The 18,479-nt window shown below is 52.5% G+C and carries 25 protein-coding genes and 1 tRNA gene; 14 read left to right on the top strand and 12 right to left on the bottom strand.

What is annotated here, in order from left to right; genetic code table 11:
* Positions 1 to 295: 295 nt before the first annotated feature.
* Positions 296 to 559: a hypothetical protein gene (locus tag QMG90_RS07985; protein WP_283283296.1), complete on the top strand. Its 264-nt coding sequence runs from the start codon at positions 296 to 298 to the stop codon at positions 557 to 559.
* 38 nt (positions 560 to 597) lie between these two features.
* On the opposite strand, the gene QMG90_RS07980 is transcribed toward QMG90_RS07985, so the two are convergent.
* The 4 genes from QMG90_RS07980 to QMG90_RS07965 form a co-directional block, all read right to left on the bottom strand.
* The gene (locus tag QMG90_RS07980; RefSeq protein ID WP_283283295.1) at positions 598 to 1,164 is read right to left on the bottom strand and encodes a hypothetical protein; all 567 of its coding nucleotides are present in this window, start codon (positions 1,162 to 1,164) and stop codon (positions 598 to 600) included.
* Positions 1,161 to 1,685 carry a lysozyme gene (locus QMG90_RS07975; RefSeq protein WP_283283294.1) on the bottom strand — a complete coding sequence of 175 codons (525 nt, stop codon included), beginning with the start codon at positions 1,683 to 1,685 and terminating at the stop codon, positions 1,161 to 1,163. Before QMG90_RS07975 ends, QMG90_RS07980 begins: the two co-directional genes overlap by 4 nt.
* Before the next feature lies 1 nt (position 1,686).
* Positions 1,687 to 1,935, bottom strand: a complete 249-nt coding sequence (locus tag QMG90_RS07970) for a class II holin family protein (protein WP_283283293.1) — start codon at positions 1,933 to 1,935, stop codon at positions 1,687 to 1,689.
* A gap of 66 nt (positions 1,936 to 2,001) precedes the next feature.
* A complete protein-coding gene (locus QMG90_RS07965; RefSeq protein WP_283283292.1) occupies positions 2,002 to 3,054 on the bottom strand; it encodes a DNA-methyltransferase in 1,053 nt (350 codons plus the stop codon).
* Between the two features lie 196 nt (positions 3,055 to 3,250).
* Between QMG90_RS07965 and QMG90_RS07960 the strand changes: the two genes are divergently transcribed.
* Positions 3,251 to 3,733, top strand: coding sequence for a hypothetical protein (locus QMG90_RS07960; protein ID WP_283283291.1), 483 nt, complete (start codon positions 3,251 to 3,253; stop codon positions 3,731 to 3,733).
* A 121-nt stretch (positions 3,734 to 3,854) separates the two neighbouring features.
* On the opposite strand, the gene QMG90_RS07955 is transcribed toward QMG90_RS07960, so the two are convergent.
* The 8 genes from QMG90_RS07955 to QMG90_RS07920 form a co-directional block, all read right to left on the bottom strand.
* Positions 3,855 to 4,547 (bottom strand): bacteriophage antitermination protein Q, encoded by a 693-nt coding sequence (locus QMG90_RS07955; protein ID WP_283283290.1) that lies wholly within the window; start codon positions 4,545 to 4,547, stop codon positions 3,855 to 3,857.
* Between the two features lie 20 nt (positions 4,548 to 4,567).
* Complete coding sequence (locus tag QMG90_RS07950; protein WP_283283289.1) at positions 4,568 to 5,608, bottom strand: DUF968 domain-containing protein; 1,041 nt, start codon at positions 5,606 to 5,608, stop codon at positions 4,568 to 4,570.
* Positions 5,605 to 7,692, bottom strand: a complete 2,088-nt coding sequence (locus QMG90_RS07945; RefSeq protein ID WP_283283288.1) for a DNA cytosine methyltransferase — start codon at positions 7,690 to 7,692, stop codon at positions 5,605 to 5,607. The genes QMG90_RS07950 and QMG90_RS07945 overlap by 4 nt, the downstream gene beginning before the upstream one ends.
* A complete protein-coding gene (locus QMG90_RS07940; RefSeq protein ID WP_283283912.1) occupies positions 7,685 to 8,590 on the bottom strand; it encodes a phage N-6-adenine-methyltransferase in 906 nt (301 codons plus the stop codon). Before QMG90_RS07940 ends, QMG90_RS07945 begins: the two co-directional genes overlap by 8 nt.
* Before the next feature lie 23 nt (positions 8,591 to 8,613).
* Positions 8,614 to 9,591: a conserved phage C-terminal domain-containing protein gene (locus tag QMG90_RS07935; protein ID WP_283283287.1), complete on the bottom strand. Its 978-nt coding sequence runs from the start codon at positions 9,589 to 9,591 to the stop codon at positions 8,614 to 8,616.
* 3 nt (positions 9,592 to 9,594) lie between these two features.
* Positions 9,595 to 10,308, bottom strand: a complete 714-nt coding sequence (locus QMG90_RS07930) for a phage antirepressor KilAC domain-containing protein (protein ID WP_283283286.1) — start codon at positions 10,306 to 10,308, stop codon at positions 9,595 to 9,597.
* A gap of 166 nt (positions 10,309 to 10,474) precedes the next feature.
* Entirely contained in the window at positions 10,475 to 11,026 is a 552-nt protein-coding gene (locus QMG90_RS07925; protein WP_283283285.1) for a YmfL family putative regulatory protein, read from the bottom strand.
* A gap of 31 nt (positions 11,027 to 11,057) precedes the next feature.
* The gene (locus tag QMG90_RS07920; RefSeq protein WP_283283284.1) at positions 11,058 to 11,282 is read right to left on the bottom strand and encodes a helix-turn-helix domain-containing protein; all 225 of its coding nucleotides are present in this window, start codon (positions 11,280 to 11,282) and stop codon (positions 11,058 to 11,060) included.
* A 97-nt stretch (positions 11,283 to 11,379) separates the two neighbouring features.
* Here QMG90_RS07920 and QMG90_RS07915 point away from each other — a divergent pair, with 97 nt between their 5' ends.
* The 12 genes from QMG90_RS07915 to QMG90_RS07860 all read left to right on the top strand — a co-directional run bounded on the left by QMG90_RS07915 (position 11,380) and on the right by QMG90_RS07860 (position 18,478).
* Positions 11,380 to 12,072 carry an XRE family transcriptional regulator gene (locus tag QMG90_RS07915; RefSeq protein ID WP_283283283.1) on the top strand — a complete coding sequence of 231 codons (693 nt, stop codon included), beginning with the start codon at positions 11,380 to 11,382 and terminating at the stop codon, positions 12,070 to 12,072.
* A 1,247-nt stretch (positions 12,073 to 13,319) separates the two neighbouring features.
* Positions 13,320 to 13,451: transfer RNA gene (locus QMG90_RS07910), tRNA-Met, on the top strand.
* 237 nt (positions 13,452 to 13,688) lie between these two features.
* Positions 13,689 to 14,060, top strand: coding sequence for a hypothetical protein (locus QMG90_RS07905; protein WP_283283282.1), 372 nt, complete (start codon positions 13,689 to 13,691; stop codon positions 14,058 to 14,060).
* A 55-nt stretch (positions 14,061 to 14,115) separates the two neighbouring features.
* On the top strand, positions 14,116 to 14,943 hold the full coding sequence (locus tag QMG90_RS07900; RefSeq protein ID WP_283283281.1) for a YfdQ family protein: 828 nt from the start codon (positions 14,116 to 14,118) through the stop codon (positions 14,941 to 14,943).
* Positions 14,944 to 15,076: 133 nt separating this feature from the next.
* Positions 15,077 to 15,619, top strand: a complete 543-nt coding sequence (locus QMG90_RS07895) for an HD family hydrolase (protein WP_283283911.1) — start codon at positions 15,077 to 15,079, stop codon at positions 15,617 to 15,619.
* A gap of 112 nt (positions 15,620 to 15,731) precedes the next feature.
* Positions 15,732 to 15,935: a hypothetical protein gene (locus tag QMG90_RS07890; protein ID WP_283283280.1), complete on the top strand. Its 204-nt coding sequence runs from the start codon at positions 15,732 to 15,734 to the stop codon at positions 15,933 to 15,935.
* A complete protein-coding gene (locus QMG90_RS07885; protein ID WP_283283279.1) occupies positions 15,932 to 16,255 on the top strand; it encodes a hypothetical protein in 324 nt (107 codons plus the stop codon). Before QMG90_RS07890 ends, QMG90_RS07885 begins: the two co-directional genes overlap by 4 nt.
* The gene (locus QMG90_RS07880) at positions 16,252 to 16,989 is read left to right on the top strand and encodes a hypothetical protein (protein ID WP_283283278.1); all 738 of its coding nucleotides are present in this window, start codon (positions 16,252 to 16,254) and stop codon (positions 16,987 to 16,989) included. Before QMG90_RS07885 ends, QMG90_RS07880 begins: the two co-directional genes overlap by 4 nt.
* Position 16,990: 1 nt before the next feature.
* Positions 16,991 to 17,317: a hypothetical protein gene (locus QMG90_RS07875; RefSeq protein ID WP_283283277.1), complete on the top strand. Its 327-nt coding sequence runs from the start codon at positions 16,991 to 16,993 to the stop codon at positions 17,315 to 17,317.
* Positions 17,314 to 17,676 carry a hypothetical protein gene (locus QMG90_RS07870; RefSeq protein ID WP_283283276.1) on the top strand — a complete coding sequence of 121 codons (363 nt, stop codon included), beginning with the start codon at positions 17,314 to 17,316 and terminating at the stop codon, positions 17,674 to 17,676. The genes QMG90_RS07875 and QMG90_RS07870 overlap by 4 nt, the downstream gene beginning before the upstream one ends.
* A complete protein-coding gene (locus tag QMG90_RS07865; protein WP_283283275.1) occupies positions 17,673 to 18,173 on the top strand; it encodes a hypothetical protein in 501 nt (166 codons plus the stop codon). Before QMG90_RS07870 ends, QMG90_RS07865 begins: the two co-directional genes overlap by 4 nt.
* A gap of 95 nt (positions 18,174 to 18,268) precedes the next feature.
* Complete coding sequence (locus QMG90_RS07860) at positions 18,269 to 18,478, top strand: hypothetical protein (RefSeq protein ID WP_283283274.1); 210 nt, start codon at positions 18,269 to 18,271, stop codon at positions 18,476 to 18,478.
* Position 18,479: the final 1 nt, after the last annotated feature.

Here is an 18,479-nt window from a genome sequence, read left to right as displayed (position 1 = left end):
GAAAAATCAATAACCTGCGCAGATGATGATGATGACTACGGATCGCAAAAACTAGCCGTTTTCCGCGTGCCCGCCGCCTCGTGGCAGGCCACCCTGCCGGGAGGACCCGCAAAATGATAATGGTTATCAATATCGCAGATAAGGCTTATGTTACAGACGCTCGATGATGAAACTAACAGGTAATTGGCTAGCTTCATTTATTTCATTTCGACATTAACGGCACGTGATCATTAAATCAGCTTGTAAGTGTTATGATAGGCATGAACATTTTGTTCATAACTTAATAGGTGATTTCATGTCAGAGCTTGAAATGCGAATAAAGGACCTTGAAGACAACATCGATCAATTAAACATCGACCTACACGCTTCACGAATAGCTATAACTATCCTGACGACATGCTTTAATAGTATGGCTAAGGAGCCAGGATTACTCGCAAAAGGATACGAAAAAGCCATGAAGGAAGCGAGGCCTATAAAATTTGATTATCCAGCACCTGAGGGCTATGAAGAACAGTTGCATCAAAAAGTGATGCTTTTACTTTCAAGTACAGAGTCATAACCCCTCACCACACTTAATGATTTGATTTTTTATGCTTACTATTTAAAAGCCTCGCGATGCGAGGCTCTGGTTTTCTCTATTTCACGTATTCCTGATAGCTGATTATTTGCTTTCTCGATCGCTGCCAGCAGCGGCTTAATCCACAGAACCGCCTGGCAATATGTCAGCGTGCTGGCGGTAGTGGTGCTATCACCGGCTGCGTCAGCGTTCCCGGAATCGGTGTGCATTGCGCTGGCACGTAAACTGTTCGCGTAGTCGAGCAACCCACCAGCGACATCAGCAGGAACAGGCAGATCACAAGTCTTTTCACGTTTAAGGATCTCCCGGTACTCAATGATGGTTTTATCGGTGCTGGCATCAATCAGAGAATTGAGGCTGCTGGCATGCTCTGCTACCTGATTAAACCGGTTGAAATTGAATGCCTGCGTGGCGATAACCTGCCCCTGCAGAGCGTTGTCATTGCGCAGAACGTTATTGTCGCTCTGCACAGTGGCAAGGTTTGCGCGGCTATTTGCCAGCAATACACACAGCACAGCGATGACGATCACCACAGCCACCAGCGACAACGAGCGCCAGGACAGTTTGATATCTTCCAGGGTTATCATTTCACACCATCCAGGCAGAGAGTCTCTTCTTTACCGGCACGCTTAACCAGTCCGGGAAGAACACGGCCACCACCATACACCCAGCGCGAAAACTGATAACAGGCTGCCTTCAGGTCACCGCTGCGGAATAAAGAGAACATAGTCGAGCCGCGCATATTGCCGCATCCTGAGCGGAAAGTTACCGACACAGCGGCGCTGAACGTATCGTCGGACAGGTTTCGTCCATTGCCATAACGATTCACGCAGGACTCAGCATCAAGGATGTTTGCTTCCCACTCTGCCGCGATCTGCTGGTCGTTCTTAATGGTGCCTCGCTTAACGCCGTGAGTATTGCCCATACCATCAGTCAGCACCCCAGCAGGACAAACGTAAGGATCACGGCGGCAGGATTCCGCATTACCGATTAACTCGAGACCGCGCTCATTGGTTCGTACATGTCCGTTTCCAAGAACAATCGAGATAATTACGGCAACGGAACAGATGATACCGGCTGCACCACCAGCTTTCTTTAGCGCTGCCATATCATTTATCCTGAGGAGGGGGCGTAATATAGCCGCGCGCCAGCGCCGCCTCATAGGCTTTGATCTGGCGACGTTTAAAATAGAAGTTCACGAAGAAAGTCAGCAGGCCGATAATGAAGCCGCCGACGACAGCGATCATGTTCCAGTCAAGGTCTCGCACCCATCTGGCGAAACTGCCCCAGCAAATGAGGCTACCTGATGTGCAATACCCCACCACCGAAGCTATTTTGTCAGGCATGATGTTTTTCATCCGACACCTCCCGCTTGAGGTGTATTGAGGGAAAATAAAAGGCGACTCATAGCCGCCTCGCATGAATTATTTCCCTGTCAGCCCCCGCACCTCGTTGACGGTCTGGATGAACCTTTCGGTTTCCAGTTCAATCCCTACCGCACGACGACCCAGCTCTATAGCGGCCTTAATCGTCGAACCTGACCCCATGAAAAAGTCAGCAACAAGATCGCCGGGCCTGCTGCTGGCAGTGATTATCTGCCGCAGCATATCAGCCGGTTTCTCGCAGGGATGCTTGCCGGGATAAAACTGGACGGGTTTATGTGTCCATACGTCGGTAAAGGGTACGGTCACATTCACAGAGAAATAGCGCCGGAGAGATTGATACTCCTCCAGAAGCTCTGAATATTTTCGGTTTAACGAATGCCACGTGGCCACCAGCTGGTGGTGCGGCTGTTCAAGTTCACCGTTCTGGTGTTTATCATTCGCTGTTTGGGTAAACAGATCCTGGAGCCTGAGATAGTCCTGCTCGTTCGGCAACTGCCACTGGCTGGTACCGAACCAGTGCGACACCATGTTTTTCTTTCCTGTGGCATCGGCTATCTGTTTTGAACTCACACCCAGCGCATCACGCGCTCCCCTGAAATATGAAATCAGCGGAGCCATAACATGCTGTTTTAATTCGGTGCTCTTTTCCGCAAAACCGTCACTCTTCGGGCTGTATGGCCCCTGATAATGCTCTGCGAAAATGATGCGTTCGGTCGCCGGGAAGTAAGCCCGCAGGCTTTCTTTGTTGCATCCGTTCCAGCGCCCCGAAGGTTTTGCCCAGATAATGTGGTTCAGAACGTTGAACCGCTCACGCATCATGATTTCGATATCTGACGCCAGCCGGTGACCGCAGAACAGATAAAGACTTCCCGCGGGCTTCAGCACACGCCAGAATTCGGCGAGGCAACTATCCAGCCAGCGCAGATAATCCTCATCACCATTCCACTGATTGTCCCATCCATCCGGCTTCACTTTGAAGTAAGGCGGATCGGTAACAATTAGATCGATGGAGTCATCAGGAAGAGAGCCGAGGTAAAATAGGCAATCAGCGTTGATCAATTCAACACTGGATATTTTTACAGTATTTTTCATAGATCAGTAAGCGGGACTCTGATAGGCTCACTATGCTTTTGCGCTAAAGCGGTGGGCCCTGGTTCGCTTGTGATCAGAAGCATGAGCGAATGGCTGGTTGGGTGCTACAACACCCACCAGCCGCCCATTTTCACAGCAGAAAGCCCCCAGTTATTGGAGGCGCGATTAACATCCTAAATGGAACTAAGGAGACTACATGTTCGGTGCAAATGAAGAAGCGTTCATCCTCAAAAAAGATGGTTCCCGGAAAGGTCCATATAAAGCCAAATTTGCTGGTGATACCGTTATCATTAACGACAAAATGGCAGACATAGACGACGGTGATTTTGTCGTCCGATTACTACCGAACAAAAAGGAAGAGCATAAGGAAATTTATGAATCTGAGTTTTATGATGTCTCGATCGGAAGTTTCGGTCCTCACTTTCAATTAACAGTAGGCCCCAAAAAACTGAAACAAGAATCTTCATCTCAACACATCAATATCCATGGCGGTAATGTACAAATTGGAAATCACAACCGCCAAGAAATCACCAATAGTCTTGAAACCATTTTTAATATAATAAGCAACTCTAATGGAACCGCAGAGCAAAAAGAGGAAGCAAAAGGTTTATTGCGTAAATTTGCTGAACATCCTCTAGTAACCTCGCTGGCTGGCGGAGCCATTGGTGGTTTACTATAAAACACAAAACCCGCCTTCGTGGCGGGTTTTCATAACTATAACAACGTATCAAATTAACATAAAATATGGCTCGTTTTGTTGCATTTTGCAAGCCCAATCTCAGGAGTTTGTGATATTTAATTCACATTTCCAGAACCTTTGATCCTTCTATTTGCTCGTGGCGGATGATGTTATGCAGAGCAGCATAATCAAGTGTGTTGAACGCACCTTTAAATTTTGCCCAGTGCGGCGCGTACACTCTCAACCAGGTGGAACGATCAACACTCATCATCCGCGCCAGTGCCGCCCCGGCGTATTCCTGATATGTGCCATTATTCCGACTTGCCGCCACTTCCTGCGCAGCCAGCCAGACCAGGCCAATCAGTTTCTTAACGACTCGCGATTGCAGCTTTCTCTCAACCAGACATTTCTGGAATTCATCCCATACGTACTGACACATTAGCGTCTGGTACCGAAAGTTAAGATCGAAACCGTAGCAATAGCGTACCCACGCCTGCTGGTGCTCTTCCAGCGCATTAACGGCTCGCCGCCACGGCGCATAGTAGAATTCAACATCGTGCATCGGCGGGAATGGTCTGCGCCTGCTTCGAGTTTCCAGAACGTATACTGGTGTTGTCAGTGCATTTACTACTGATGGCTTACTACCCTCTCCACCATCCAGCACGACTTTATGAAGATGGCGCCGTGGATGTTTATTCTTATCTGCAGGAGGGTGCTCACTGAATGCCTCCAGTTGTCCTTTGGTACCACCTGACAGGTTTTTAAGGGCATGTCTCACTTCGATCCGGACATATTCGAGTTCTTGTGAATTCATTCGCTCAGCGCTCCATACACTTACGCTTTCACTATTACGCCGATGCCCAGCGCCTTATCCAGAAACCGGAACAACAGCTCAAGCTGCGTACCGTGCTTCTGCTCGAACACTGAGACGTCGGCATGTAACTCGTCGTGGCACTCTCTGCACAGAGGGATCACGAAGAGGTCATGGGCTTTGGTTGCTGTACCTCCCATACCATGCCCGATGATATGGTGGGGATCATCAGCTGGCCGCTGGCACCCTGAACAGGGCTGAGTCTTCACCCAGTCGGTATAGGGTTTGCACACCCAGCGGCGGCGTTTCGGTCGCAGCATGAAGGATTCAGGGGATTCGGGGTCTGCCGCCAGTGTCAGCACCTTCGGCGGCTCCTCCGCCGGTGGCATATCGATCGGCTTAACCAGCGCCATCTCACGCTGCAGAATGCTGGTGGCCGGAACTGAGGGAACGATGTCACTTTCCTTATAAACTGACAGGAACGGTTCAACCGGCAGCAGCAGAGAGCGTGCCGCCATCTCCTCGGTAATCGCATCGCCGATTCCGGCACATACGGCCCACCAGCACAATTCTGCCAGCGCCAGCTCACGCTCTTTGCTGTATCGGAGCCTGATACGGACGGTGTCGATCACCCAGTCAATAACATTCCTGCGCGCCAGCTCCGACAATTGCCGGGTGGTTTGTTCACGCAGCTGGTTCTCACAGTGCCAGCACAACAACATAGAGCCCGGCGGGTGACGCATGGTCACCAGCTCTTTGTGGTGATATTCCGAGTGCTGGTACTGGCAGGCATGGACATTGTGTTCGAGCCAGAATTCCAGGCCGGGCAGCCCACCCGCGGCAGCGATTACCCTTTCATCAGTGAAAAAAGCCTCGAGGGATTTGTCCTGAGAAAGCGGCTGGCGCGCATCAGGCACCCTCCCCGACGGCAGGTGCGCCATGCTGCCTGGCTCAGGTTCGATCAGCACCCGCCCGTGCCGGAACATGCTCAACAACTCACTCCCGGGTTTGAGCAGGACGACGCCCATACTGCGGGCGACGTCGGGTTTCAGCAGGATCCTCACGCCACCTCCCGCTGCGCGGCGGCGCACATTTCCGGCAGATTGGCCTCCACCAGTGCCCGGGCGAAAGGCGGCGGCACGGCATTACCACATCTCGCAACTTGTTTGTCTTTCGCGTAACGATTGCCGCGGTAATCCTGATCGATAACATAGCCAGCCGGGAAACCCTGCGCCCGGTAAAGCTCGTGGGGTTGCAGCATACGCATGCCGATATCAACGATCTGGTATTCCACTCCCTCAACCATGATCAGGCCGAAACGGTCATTGGTGGTGACGGTGCCAAGCGGTTCATCCAGCGATACGCCGCTTTTCTCATTTCCGTAATACTTCATCAGGAAGGCACGCACTTCCCCGACATGCATTCCTCCAGCAGTGATGGTCGGCATCGGGCTATCGACGCGCTGGCCGTCTTTGCATGTTCCGCGCAGCTTGATCAAGTGTGATGTGACAACACTGCTGTCAGCTTTCGTTGTGAGTGTCTGAAGCGGTTCGGACACATCTCGTGGGCGACTCTGACCGGCTCGCCCGCCGCAGCCAACCAGCTGTGCAGTAACCAGCGCGTGATGATCGGTAGTGGTCACCGTATGTGAGGGTGATTCAAGTGCCGCGCCGGACCCGGTATAATTCCCACCGTAGTGCTTTGCGAGAAACGCGCTTACTGCCGCGAATTTGTTACCACCAGCTGTAACCGTCCCCAGCGGCTTATTGATCTGCAATACGCGGGGATCCTGCCCGGGGCGCTCCCCATAGCCCATCTGAATCAACGTTGATGTCACCAGTTGCGATTTACCACCACCACCAGCGGTAATCGTCGCGCTTGGTTCGTCTGCACGATGGCCGACGCTGGCACCAAATTGCCGGGCGATTACCGGCGCAACAACGCAGGCGCGGGACTCTTTGAGAATAGTGTGGGCAGGCTTAAAGATTGCGCGTGGCCTGGCCTGATACTCGCTGCCGCCATTACCGGCGATGAATGGCGTCAGCGCCACTTCCACCATGCCGAGAGCATGCCCGTTCCCGCCCGGGCGTTCTGACGTGCCGGCAGTGATCGTCGGTACCGGATCGGTAACTTCCAGCCCGGTCGCACCAGTGCGGAATTTCGTCAGATGAGGTACTGCGATCGCGTAACCGTGGGTTTTGGTTATCGTCTGCAGGGGCTCTTCAAGCGACTGACCACGGAAACAGTCGTATTCCGTTTTGGTGCTGGTGTGGTTGCACTTCACAATGAACGGTGTCGGGTTATCCAGCACGAAGCGTTGAATGCCACGCGCGATCCGCTTCAGGGTATTTTCTGCCAGAGGCTTTTTACGGTCAAAAATGCTCTGACATGGAAGAGACCAGTCAATGCACTCAGCTGCCGTTCGCCACGGCGCCAGCCTGCCGCTCTGCACTTCGAGTGATTTCGGATCCCCGTGCGTTGGTTCCGGCCAGTGGATTTTCTTGCCGTCACAGCGCATCACCATGAAGAAGCGTTTGCGGATTGTCGGCGCGCCGAAGTCGCAGGCCCGCAGCTCGCGATAGTCAATGTTGTATCCCAGGCCATTCACCAGCGCCAGTGCCTGCTCACTCCCAGCCGCAATCGAAAGAAACTCACATGCTTCCGCCAGCGCCGGGTGATCACCCGGTATGCCGGTTGACAGCATGCCGATAAAAGCCTGGAAGGTTTCGCCAGTGCGTTCAGGATCAGGGCGCATTTCACCTGCCAGCAGCGGCCCCCACGTTTTAAACTCTTCGACGTTCTCCAGCATCATAACGCGTGGACGCTTCGCCAGCGCCCAGCGAACAACTATCCATGCCAGCCCACGAATCTCTTTTTTCACTGGCTTCGCGCCTTTGGCTTTGGAGAAGTGTCGGCAGTCCGGGCTGAACCATGCCAGACCGACCGGGAGATCGCCAGTCGCCGCTACCGGGTCAACATCAAACACCGATTCGCAGTAGTGAAGCGTGTCAGGGTGATTTGTCTTATGCATGGCGATCGCGTTTTCGTCGTGATTGATTGCGATATCAACGCTACGCCCGATCGCCAGTTCAATACCAGTTGAGGCACCGCCGCCGCCAGCGAAGTTATCAACGATAATCTCACGCATTGGTCGCCCCCTGCATGCTGCTGACCAGACCACCAGCAATGGTAATGATCTCGCTGCCTGGCATGCGCTCGAGCCATAACTGGTTAATGTTCGCTTTCAGCTTGTTCTGCTGCTGGGCGTTGAGATCTGCTGTGCCATTCACCTGCGTGAATAAAAGCCCAACCTCCAGAGGCCAGATGCGCGATTCTGTTTCCGGCAGGCTGGCGGTGATCGGCGCTGGTTTTTGAACCTTTCCAATAGCAAATTGTGCCAGCGCCATAAACGCCCGGCCTTTCTCCTCCAGTTCATCCGCGTCGACGTAGCTGAATGCCGCGCCGCGCCAGGTCTTATCGAAAACAGCAATAGCACCAGCAAAACGTGCGCCACTCGGTATTTGTTTTTCATCAGCAGGATTGAACCACGTCGGCAGATCGAAGCTGATGCGACCGCGGATAAAAGCTACATGATCGGCATCTTCCGGCCACCACGTTTCACTCGTCGCCGATTTGATGAAAAAGATGTAACGACCACCTTTCTCTCTCATCGCCCGGGTGTAGTTCATGATATTTCGCATGCCTGTTATCGCCTGCTTTCCGTCGTACTGTGACCGGCTGTAAGGCGGGTTAGCGAATGCTGCACCACCTAGTGCTGCCAGATCAGCTGACCAGTCCTGCGTGAGCGCGTTAATCTCTGCCGTGTACCACGCCGGGCACTTAGCGTTATCGTCGGCAGCGAACAGGTCCAGCACGAACGGACCGAACATCGCGTTAATACCCCAAAACAGCGAATCTGGCGAACACCACTGATCGCCGACCTCTTTCAGGTAGTGAACCGACTGCGCTCGCAGTGCATCAAGCGCCTGAACGTATGGGCTTTTCTGCGATTCCGGTTCTTCCGGATCGAGTGCTACGTCGTCCATTTCGTCAAAATCTTCTGAGTCTCTCATCCCCTGAACCCCTTCGGAATTGTCTTGTCAACCGGGCCAAACGTCATGACATCTGGCTTCCTGTCACCCCATCTGGAGCGTGGCGGTCTGCCCTTCGCATCCCATCGGGTGGCACTTTGGAGGTACGACTCAAACTTTTTCGGGCCGAACAGCGTCTCGGGGCGCATGTACTGGTATTGCTCGTCGTTCTCATGCCAGTGCTCATGCTTCAGGTCGATAACCAGTTTCAGCTCATGAACGCTGTAACCTTCCCGGATCCGTGCACGGATATTTTCGAGGGACGTTTTTGATTTCTGATAGCGTGAGCCGCTCACCCGGTTCAGGTGCGTCAACACATCAATGGCCTGATCGGTAATGACCACTTCCGGATCTGGTTCTGACGTAACCGGACAAAGGGGTTTTATATCCTGTGTAATCTCCTGAGTATTCTCTGTGTAATCTCCTGTATGAAAGTTTGCGGGATCTCCGCAGGCTTGTTCGTGGGTTTCCCCCGTTCTTGATTGCGGTGTTTCCACATTCTTGTTTGCGGCATCACCGCAATCTAGTTTGCGGGATTGCACCAATCCAGATTGCGGCGTTTCCACATTCTGGAGACTCCGCAATCTGGTTACGGTTTTATCCTTGCCCGCTTTCTTCTCCGGTCCTGCCGCTTCCACCAGCAGCGCTTCGAGTCTTTCAGTGTTAATGCGGTAGTGCATTGTTGCCGGAACGCCGCGGCGATCTTCTTCCAGCACACCAAGCACTATCAGGCGTTTTCGAGCGGTCTCCTGCTCATCGCGGGTCAAGGCCGTCTCGCTGGTAATGTCGGCCTGGGTCTTATACATCCAGCCGCCGTCCATTCGGTTGTGCCAGTAGACTAGCTGTGACAGGAACACGGCAGCGACTGGCCCTGCTTTCACCTTTCCGGCTTTGAGTTTCGCGAATGCCGGGTTGTAGGCGATAGGTCGATCGAGTAAACGAATCAGTGCGCTCACTTGTCAGCCCCCCATCAGCTCAGAGGCGTAACGATCAGCAATCCACTGGACACCACGAGGGGTAACTCGCGTTTGCGTATAGGCGTGACCGAAGTCTGATGTGCCGGTTTTGACTGAAAACAGCCCTTCCCTCTGACGCAGTGCATGCGGCAGCAAATTGCCAGACATACGGAATAGAACCTTGTCGCGCAATAGCGCTTCGATCATGGCCTTTTCTGGCATGTTGAGGATCTTCGCGGTCTCCCGGAGGCTTTTGGCGCCGCCGGATTCCACGTAGTGCTCGACGAACGCCACTTTCGTCGCGTCCTGCTGCACCTTATTGGCCAGAGCCACATTCTGCTCTGCCATATCAGCTGCCAGGCGAAGCGCTTCCGGCAATGTCTGAGGAACGGCATTGCCCTGCTCTTCCAGTTCGTGAAGTCGGCGGATAACCTTCATGCGTAGCACTGCGCTGTATCCAGTAATCAGACATTCTGTGTGCTCGCGGTCGAGGCAAAACTCCCGGTATTGCCGACTATTCTGGGGGTGTGTCCAGATATGGATATACCCCTCCGGACGCTCACCTAACTGCTCCAGCATGACTTCGATATCCCGACAGACATGTCCATGCTGTTTTTCCGTCAGTTCGGCAATTTCGCGGCTGCTCATTGTCACGCGACTGCGAACCAAAGCGGGTACCGGCGCTGGCACATCAATCCCGTTTATTTGCTGAACCATGAGGCGACCCTCCGGTTGAACACCCCCACAATTCGGGTAGCGCGACTGTGGTTACATGGAACCCACCGACCGAGTACCATGCGCTCATACTGCAACGGCAGACCTGGCACCGGGATCACCCGCAGTTGCGGTAGATGAGAAATTGAGATTAAATTGCTCATGCGAATTATTTCTCCATACACGAAGAGTTGTTCGCCAGGACGCCCGGAGCTGCACACTCGCGGGCGTCACCTTTTTCAGGCGCACAGAAGATGCGGAAAAGCAACGAAATATGCTCCTGCCATTTCGCCATCACCTGGTAGCTGTTGGCTTCTATCTGCTCCCGCTCGGTGTCGTTAATCACGCCATCTGCGGTCGCCATTCGCAGGTATTTGGAGTGCTCACCGATCCACTCGATTGCCTCCATCAGACGCTGATTAATGTCACCGTTCTCGATGTCTTCCAGATCCACCAGCGGGACGTTTACGCTGTTGGACTGGCGCGATACGGCGTCAGCGATATGCTTGGTGCCGCTCGCCTGCTGAAGAACAATTGCCCACCCGAGCGGGAAGATCTGATCGCCACCAGTACGCAGGCGGTTAAACACGGCATCTTTCGAGACACCAAGCCATTCCGCTGCCTCGTCATAGCCACCAGGGAGACTTGATATCGTCTTCTTGATCGCCACCACCAGCCAAGCCGGTTGCCTTTCAACTTTCCAATCTGGTTCATTACCCACGGCCTACTCCTCCTTTCTGTGGTTTAGTCTGTTATTTCCCGTCGGTATGCTTCACGTATCTATGCGGGTAGAGGATTTGGAGCTCATCGATTTGTCCCGCAAAAAACGTAACTAATCTCTCAGTTACATCGAGTGAGGCGATCTGTTGCCCTCTTTCAATCCTGCTTAAATTGGCAGGATCGATAGCTACTGCTGAGGCAACTTGTGAAAGAGTAAATCCTTGCGTTTTGCGCAATGTTCGTAACGGTGATTGCATATTACCTCCAATAATTGCGTATTACGCATGATAATGGGGATATACAATTTGCGCAAGTTCCTTTGCATAACACGCAAATTCACTTTGTAATAGATGCATGAATATAGGAAACCGAATCAGACAACTTCGCCTTGTAAAAGGTATGACAATTTCCGAGCTGGCTGATGCTATTGGCATTGATGCTGCTAATGTCTCACGCCTCGAAACCGGCAAACAAAAGTCATTTACTGAACAATCACTTGCTTCTTATGCAAAAGCGTTAGGCATAGATGTATCAGAACTCTTTACACCTCTTGAAAACGGAACTACTGTATATAAAAACAGTATTAATTCAGAGCATGGAAAGGGGGACTCGGTGTATAGAGTAGAAATGCTCGACATCAGTGCGAGTGCTGGTAATGGATTCATTAAGAGCAGTGATGTTATTGATGTAATCCGGTCCATTGAGTACAACAGCGAACGCGCAGTTTCTATGTTTGGCGGTAGAACATCTGATGCCGTGAAAGTGATCAATGTCCGTGGTGATAGCATGGCTGACACCATTGAGCCTGGCGATTTGATTTTTGTAGATATTTCAATCACTAATTTTGATGGTGATGGAATATATGTTTTTGGTTTTGACGATAAAATTTACGTCAAAAGACTACAAATGATACCGGACAAACTGCTCGTTATTTCTGACAATCCGAAGTATAGGGAATGGGCAATCGAGCAGAATAACGAGGAACGATTCTGCATTTTCGGAAAGGTTATGATCAGCCAATCTCAAGCTTTCAAACGACACGGCTAACAGAACCCCCACAAACCAGAACCGCCTTAACTGGCGGTTTTTTTTACTCGTCATATTGCGTTATTCGCAAATTACACTTGCGTTATTCGCAATTCTACATTATCGTAACTCCATCAACAGCGAACAGGCAGGACGCCCACGAAGTAGCCGCCGGTGGCATACGAATGAACGGATGATTCGCTAACAGTGGTTGGAGGTTTCCTTGCAAGTAAAAGCGCAGCAGCTTCTTGAGGCTGTAGAACGGATGGAAAAAGCTGCTAAACGCGGCATAGCAATAAATCAGGATCGGGATCCATCAATACCTGCAGAGAAAACAATCTCTGTTGAGCAGTGTGAGTGGACTCTGAAGGATTGCAGGCTCTTTCGTTCTGTTATCTGCCGCACCTTTGGATTACAGCAATAGCCTGCTGATTGGAAAAAACAATGCGGCTATCCACCGCATGAGATTAAGCGCAGAAGTCTGTTTTAACGTTCCGCTGACCAGCGTTACAGGTACAGCCTGTTTGGTGCAAGGCTGGCAGATTACAGATGTCTTCGGGAGGGGTGGCGGTGCTGGCGTGACTACCAGCAGCTCAAACTCAGCAGCAATAACGGAGCCGCTTAAGCCCGCGGCGCTGAGAGTTAATACCGTAGGGGGCCGATTAGTCATCGGTGCCCCGCCCGAAGCCACCTGCATTGTTTGACAGCGACCCTTTCTGGCGGCCCGTTCTACTCCGTTAGCGGCAACCGCCAGCTTTTAAGGGCATAACAGGTAAGAGCATTCCCGCCACATGACTGCTGAAACCCAAGCGCTTGGCGGATGACGGTGAATCAATGGGTCAGCCCGTGTGCCCGGAGATAGCTGCCGCGACTTGATGCGCCGAAACGCAGAACTCGGGGCGTTGGTTGAAGATCGGAATGCTCTTTCCGTTGTGATGTGCTCGAGCGAGCTGCAACGCCGGCCGACGCAAAGACCTGTAAATCGGCTGGGCCGTAGTTACTGGCGGCCAATACCAAAACAGAGCGGCAGGAAGTAAGCGGGTTAGCGACCCGGTGTCACAACGTCACACCATGTGAGAGCGGAAGTTTTCGGTTGCCACTGGGGATGCAGACAACCGTCATAGATTCATCCCAGTTCGTCATACGTTTGCATGTGTAAGAACGTAAATCCGAACCGCGCTGGCTGGAAGGTCAGCACACAACGGATAGGGCATTTATGGTTGAAGAACTAAGTGCGCATAAGGTCACAAGCATGAGTGCCCTCCCCGTTGTGGATGTAGCTCAATTGGATAGAGCGCCCCTTGTGTGGGGAGTTGAGCACTACCCAAGGATCATAACCTAGGGTATCTCATGCGGCTGGCCAGACGTTATCTGGGTTCAAGTCCCAGCGCCACAACCCAATCACGCCTTAGGACCGTGATACCAGGTAGTACGACATTGCTGTGTGTAGTCTTGGCGGTACCAGTCCATTCCCTTGAAGTCGATGGTACCGCCCTTTTTACACAACAGAAAAGGGCATCACCAGGTGACGGGTTCATAACCCAATCCGCCCGGGCTGGTCCACCAGCGGGTGCCCTTCTCTGTTGTGTATGGAGAAACGAACCGGCGGTTGCAGCCGCCTTTCAGAGGGTAAGACCATGAGTAACGACCGCATGACCGTAGTGCCCGATTTCCTGGGCGAACTGGACGCCGGTGTGTTCATGAACAAAATCGCGGCGGCGTTGAATACCACCGCGCTTGGCGTTCTGAACAACGGGAACAAAGGCAAAGTTGTCCTCACCTTTGACATCGAGCGTATGGGCAACTCCGTCGAGGAGAAACGCGTCAAGATCAAGCACAAGCTGAACTACAGCACCCCAACCCCACGCGGGAAAGCGACAGAAGAAGACACCACCGAAACCCCGATGTGGGTTAATAAAGGCGGTAAGTTGACGATCCTGCAGGAAGACCAGGGGCAACTGTTCGGTATCACCGGAGCAGTCGACGGAAAGCTTAAAGCGGCTCAGTGAACCGCTGAACCAATTCACTGCCACCACCCTGATCACCATTTATTAAGGACTAATTATGTCTCAGATTGACGGCGAAACTTTCCGCCAAGTTAAAGATCTGGTTCTTTCCGGCTACAACCTCGACCCGATCAAGAAATTGCCGTGCCCGACTGCCACCCTCCCTGAAGGTGTCACAGTTGAAAGCCTTGAGCGCTTTAATCTTGTGCGCTTTCGCTTCCGCGGCGCCATGACCACCAGCCATATTGATGACTTTGTGCGTTATTCAGTGGGTTATTCCACCGAGATCATGCCATCGCGCTGCTTTATCGACGCTGACAACATGACCGCGCGTTCTGTCTTCAATATAGGAGATTTGACCAGCCCGGGGCACGCTGACAACGTTGCCGCACTCACCCTGAAGAAAACCTCGCCTTATGTTGCCGTGCTGGACGTTGACGGCAGACGCATGGGCCAGAAGGAGATCGCCGAGTGGCTAGAAGACTGGTCAGAATTTCTGACCGCGTTCGATGCCGAAGGTAATGTCATGCCGATCTCACAGGCAGCTCAGGCCGTCCGCCGCGTCAACATCAAGCAGATTCAGGAGTCATCGCACGAAGATGAAAACTTCGCTGGCAAGCAGTCGCTGATGCAATCAGTCGAAGCCAGTAGCCGTGACGTCATGCCGGTGGCGTTCGAGTTCAAGTTCAACCCTTATGAAGGTCTGAATGAGCGTCGCTTCAGTCTGCGCAATAGCCTGCTGAAGGGTGATTCTCCGGTCTTCGTTCTGCGCATCGTTCAACTTGAAGCACAGCAAGAGGACATGGCGCTCGAGTTCCGTACGCTGCTCGAGTCGAAGTTCGACGGCGCAACCGTGGAAACCTTCATCGGTAACTTTAAAGCGTAATTGCTCAGCCTTAATTACCCCGGCGACGGGGTAATTAGTGAAGCGCAATCCCCTGAATTATCGCCATCTGGCGAGGGCTTCGCTCATCCCAAAAACGCCGCATGTGCAGTTGCGGATAAATGGAGAAAACAAAGTGACGAACTACATACAGACCCTTTCAGGTAAGAAGTTCGATTACATCAACGCCACCGCAGACGATATCGAGATCGAGGATATTGGCACCGCCCTTTCGAACATCTGCCGGTTTAGCGGCCACCTGCCGGAGTTCTACAGCGTGGCGCAGCACTCTGTGCTTTGCAGCCAAATTGTACCGGCTGAGTTCGCATTCGAAGCGCTGATGCACGACGCTCCTGAAGCCTACTGCCAGGACATCCCGACGCCGCTGAAAGTGCTGCTGCCTGATTACCGGCGCATCGAGTCCCGTGTCGACGGGCTGATCCGAACCAAATTCGATATCCCCCAACTTCCCTCTCCTGTCGTTAAGTATGCCGACCGGGTGATGCTGGCGACCGAACGCCGTGACCTTGAACTCAATGATAGTGAACCGTGGGGAATCCTCGAAGGCATTATTGCCAGCGACTTAATTCAGATCGTGCCGCTGCGCCCCGGTCAGGCCTTCGGACTGTTCATGAACCGCTTTATCGAGCTCATGGAGATACGGAAATGCGCGGCGTGAATTCCCCGAAACGATACACCCTGGCGGCGCAGCTGGTTGTGGTGATTGTTCTGATGGCCTGCGTCGCGACCGTTCTGTCAATTGCTTACTGGCTTCTCACGGAGGCTGGTCTATGAGCCGTATAAAAAACTTTGGCTGGAACCGCATGAAGCTGGCAACCCTGACGTATGAGCAGCTCGCAGAACTTGAGGAACAGGTGAAAGAAGAACACGCCTGCAGGGACGGTATTCATCTGGTCGACAAAGCAGGCCGAGACAAGCTTAGTGCAATTGGCTGGGCAGTCTTCACCAAACAGAAACAGGAGCGTGCGAAATGAGCGCCATTACAGCATTACCAGTAGAGTGCAACGAATATGGCTGCTGGACTCACCCGGCATACGATAAGTTCTGCGATGGGCGGGATCATATCCCCAATTCAGAATTCCATGCCTGGGTTAAAGCCAATGGGCTTGAATGGGGCTACTGCCTGCGGGATGAATCGTTTGATGATCTCGGCGATGAGTGGCCTGACGCTGACTTTTCTACCTGGCAACCAGAACCACCAGAGGGCGAAGGCTGGTTTGTTGGTTCAATCCACGACTCTGAAGATGGCCCGGTTTGCATCTGGTTTCGTAAAGCTCAAGGCGGTGCAGCATGAACAACCAAATCGTCTTTGTGAATGGGGTATCGAAGTGCGGCTGCGTTATTAAGTTCAGCGATGGTGGTGGCGAATATTCAGACGTTCACGAGATAACGTTGTGCGCCACGCATTACCGTCCAGAGTCAGAGTCCCTTGTACAAGCGTTCCTTAACCTTCAGAAACTGGCGGAGGTTTATCGCACAGCGTACGAGGAAGCCAGACATGACGGGCTGGTTAACTGGGAAGCAGCAACCTCTCTCGTAGAACAAAACGAAGAGTTGAAGAGGAAGCTGGAAGTCGCTGAGAAGAATGGTTTTGTGATGTCAGGAAAACCAGCAGAAGATTACCCGGATGATTTCGATCTGCGCAATGCGGCAAATTTTCTTGATGATGAAGGTGATATCCAAACGGCACTATGGCTTATAGAGTTGCGCCGTCGCCGCGCGGGCGCCCCCTTATCACTAGCGGCAACTGACGTTCTTGCAGAGCGCCGCCGCCAGATTACCGCCGAGGGCTGGACGGCTGAGCATGATGACAAGTATCAGCATTCAGAAATGCTATGGGCCGCGTGCTGCTACGTGCTCAATACTATCCAAAAATATAACCGCGTTCCGTTTGACTGGCCGTGGGATGACAGTTGGTGGAAACCGTCAAACCCGCGCCGCGACCTTGTGAAAGCCAACGCTCTGCTGCTGGCTGAAATTGAACGTATTGACCGCGCCGCTGAATCCATCGGCGAAGAGGATAAGTGATATGGCTTTTGAATCCATGAACAACGTTAAAAACATGGGCTATCACAGGCCATTTATTCGCTGTACTGCCAGCCGGGCTGGTGGTTCCACTATCTACGTCAGCGCGCGTACCGAATTACGCGGTAAGCGTGTGTTGATTGAAATAGACCACGCGGCAAATTTGGTGAGGCTGCGCGCTGCAACCGGAAGCGAACGCGGCGCGCAGTGTTTAAAGCAGGGGGTGATGAGTGCGTCTAAAGCGCTGGTTCTGGCATGCGGCACTTTCCGCGTCTACGTCGAAAAGCGGGAAGATGGATGGTGGTACGGAAGGATCCCGGAGAGTAAATGATGACTGAACAACGCATCAACGATGCCGCACTGACAAAAATGCGCAAGGATGCCGAATGGATGCTTTCCTTGCGTAGTCCAGCTACTGATGAAGAGTGGTGGCAAGCTCTGCTGTCCATCATCATTGAATTGCAGGAGCGGCGCACCACCAGCACCAGTGGAGATAGGTTGACGACCGCAGATATGGAGGCATTAAAGCAGGTCCCGAGTGGATGGTTTAAAGCTGAACACCTCCCTTTTAACCGCCCTATCTATCGCTGTGAGCGCCTCGAAAAAGGCGGCAAATTACAACGGAGAGTTATAGGAATTTATCCAGATGTTTGGTCAGAGTTCAAACTCATTGAAGGAGTGCAGTCATGACCACTATCGCCTGGGACGGAAAATCCTTATCGGCAGATTCGCATGCACTGGCAGATGGTGTTGTCTGTGCAGTGCGTGAACAAAAAATCTACGCCGCGCCGTCGGAGGGCTGGTTCATATTCGGCGAACGAATCCAGGCGATCGGATGTTCCGGTGATTGCGGCACTGAAATGGAGTTGCGGGACGTGCTGCTTGACGGCTTGACCTATGCATCAACATTTCACTCCACCAGCGAGTTTGCCGCTATCGCAGTCGTGAGGAAAGACCGAGCATATGTCATCAGTAAAGACAGAGGTGAGACACACGCACGTATATTCTCTCAGTCAGAACCCTATGCTATTGGTTCCGGTGGCGTGATTGCGCGAACCGCTATGTACTGCGGCAAGTCATCGCGTGAAGCTGTCGCTATTGCGATTGAACTGGATTGCTTCAGCGGTGGAGAGGTAGCAACGCTTTCAGCCGTGTATTTTGAGGGGGAAATAGCCGTAAAAAAGTAAACAGGTGTGAAGTATGCGTAGAGGGTGCCCGCGGCGGTTGCGGCACTTGCAGTTTTAAAGAATAACCGGGTGCAGCCGGTGTATGGGGAAATCGTATGGCCAAACTGATGAAGGCGAGCCAGTGGGGAAAACGCGAGTTTGAATCCGGCTCGATACCCGATAACAGGACAATTAAACGCTGGGTCGAAAACGGCCTTTTGCGCGGTCGCGTGGTAGATGGTGCTGTTTGGGTCTGCGCGTCTGAGCAGTGGGGTGTTGATTCGATGATCAGCGAGACCGTCAGACGGTTAATTCAGGAAAATTGAT

This window comes from Trabulsiella odontotermitis (genome assembly GCF_030053895.1).
Taxonomy (GTDB): domain Bacteria; phylum Pseudomonadota; class Gammaproteobacteria; order Enterobacterales; family Enterobacteriaceae; genus Trabulsiella; species Trabulsiella odontotermitis_C.
The sequence above is the reverse complement of the archived record's forward strand: the minus strand, read 5'-3'. Positions and strand labels throughout refer to the sequence as shown.

Bases quoted from the DNA above. Each gene is read 5' to 3' on its own strand.
- QMG90_RS07980 (WP_283283295.1), bottom strand. From the start codon at position 1,164: ATGATAACCCTGGAAGATATCAAACTGTCCTGGCGCTCGTTGTCGCTG.
- QMG90_RS07930 (WP_283283286.1), bottom strand. From the start codon at position 10,308: ATGGTTCAGCAAATAAACGGGATTGATGTGCCAGCGCCGGTACCCGCT.
- QMG90_RS07865 (WP_283283275.1), top strand. From the start codon at position 17,673: ATGACCACTATCGCCTGGGACGGAAAATCCTTATCGGCAGATTCGCAT.
- QMG90_RS07870 (WP_283283276.1), top strand. From the start codon at position 17,314: ATGATGACTGAACAACGCATCAACGATGCCGCACTGACAAAAATGCGC.
- QMG90_RS07955 (WP_283283290.1), bottom strand. From the start codon at position 4,547: ATGAATTCACAAGAACTCGAATATGTCCGGATCGAAGTGAGACATGCC.
- QMG90_RS07960 (WP_283283291.1), top strand. From the start codon at position 3,251: ATGTTCGGTGCAAATGAAGAAGCGTTCATCCTCAAAAAAGATGGTTCC.
- QMG90_RS07985 (WP_283283296.1), top strand. From the start codon at position 296: ATGTCAGAGCTTGAAATGCGAATAAAGGACCTTGAAGACAACATCGAT.
- QMG90_RS07890 (WP_283283280.1), top strand. From the start codon at position 15,732: ATGAGCCGTATAAAAAACTTTGGCTGGAACCGCATGAAGCTGGCAACC.
- QMG90_RS07945 (WP_283283288.1), bottom strand. From the start codon at position 7,692: ATGCGTGAGATTATCGTTGATAACTTCGCTGGCGGCGGCGGTGCCTCA.
- QMG90_RS07915 (WP_283283283.1), top strand. From the start codon at position 11,380: ATGAATATAGGAAACCGAATCAGACAACTTCGCCTTGTAAAAGGTATG.
- QMG90_RS07860 (WP_283283274.1), top strand. From the start codon at position 18,269: ATGGCCAAACTGATGAAGGCGAGCCAGTGGGGAAAACGCGAGTTTGAA.
- QMG90_RS07970 (WP_283283293.1), bottom strand. From the start codon at position 1,935: ATGAAAAACATCATGCCTGACAAAATAGCTTCGGTGGTGGGGTATTGC.
- QMG90_RS07905 (WP_283283282.1), top strand. From the start codon at position 13,689: ATGAGTAACGACCGCATGACCGTAGTGCCCGATTTCCTGGGCGAACTG.
- QMG90_RS07965 (WP_283283292.1), bottom strand. From the start codon at position 3,054: ATGAAAAATACTGTAAAAATATCCAGTGTTGAATTGATCAACGCTGAT.
- QMG90_RS07920 (WP_283283284.1), bottom strand. From the start codon at position 11,282: ATGCAATCACCGTTACGAACATTGCGCAAAACGCAAGGATTTACTCTT.
- QMG90_RS07900 (WP_283283281.1), top strand. From the start codon at position 14,116: ATGTCTCAGATTGACGGCGAAACTTTCCGCCAAGTTAAAGATCTGGTT.
- QMG90_RS07880 (WP_283283278.1), top strand. From the start codon at position 16,252: ATGAACAACCAAATCGTCTTTGTGAATGGGGTATCGAAGTGCGGCTGC.
- QMG90_RS07885 (WP_283283279.1), top strand. From the start codon at position 15,932: ATGAGCGCCATTACAGCATTACCAGTAGAGTGCAACGAATATGGCTGC.
- QMG90_RS07975 (WP_283283294.1), bottom strand. From the start codon at position 1,685: ATGGCAGCGCTAAAGAAAGCTGGTGGTGCAGCCGGTATCATCTGTTCC.
- QMG90_RS07940 (WP_283283912.1), bottom strand. From the start codon at position 8,590: ATGGACGACGTAGCACTCGATCCGGAAGAACCGGAATCGCAGAAAAGC.
- QMG90_RS07875 (WP_283283277.1), top strand. From the start codon at position 16,991: ATGGCTTTTGAATCCATGAACAACGTTAAAAACATGGGCTATCACAGG.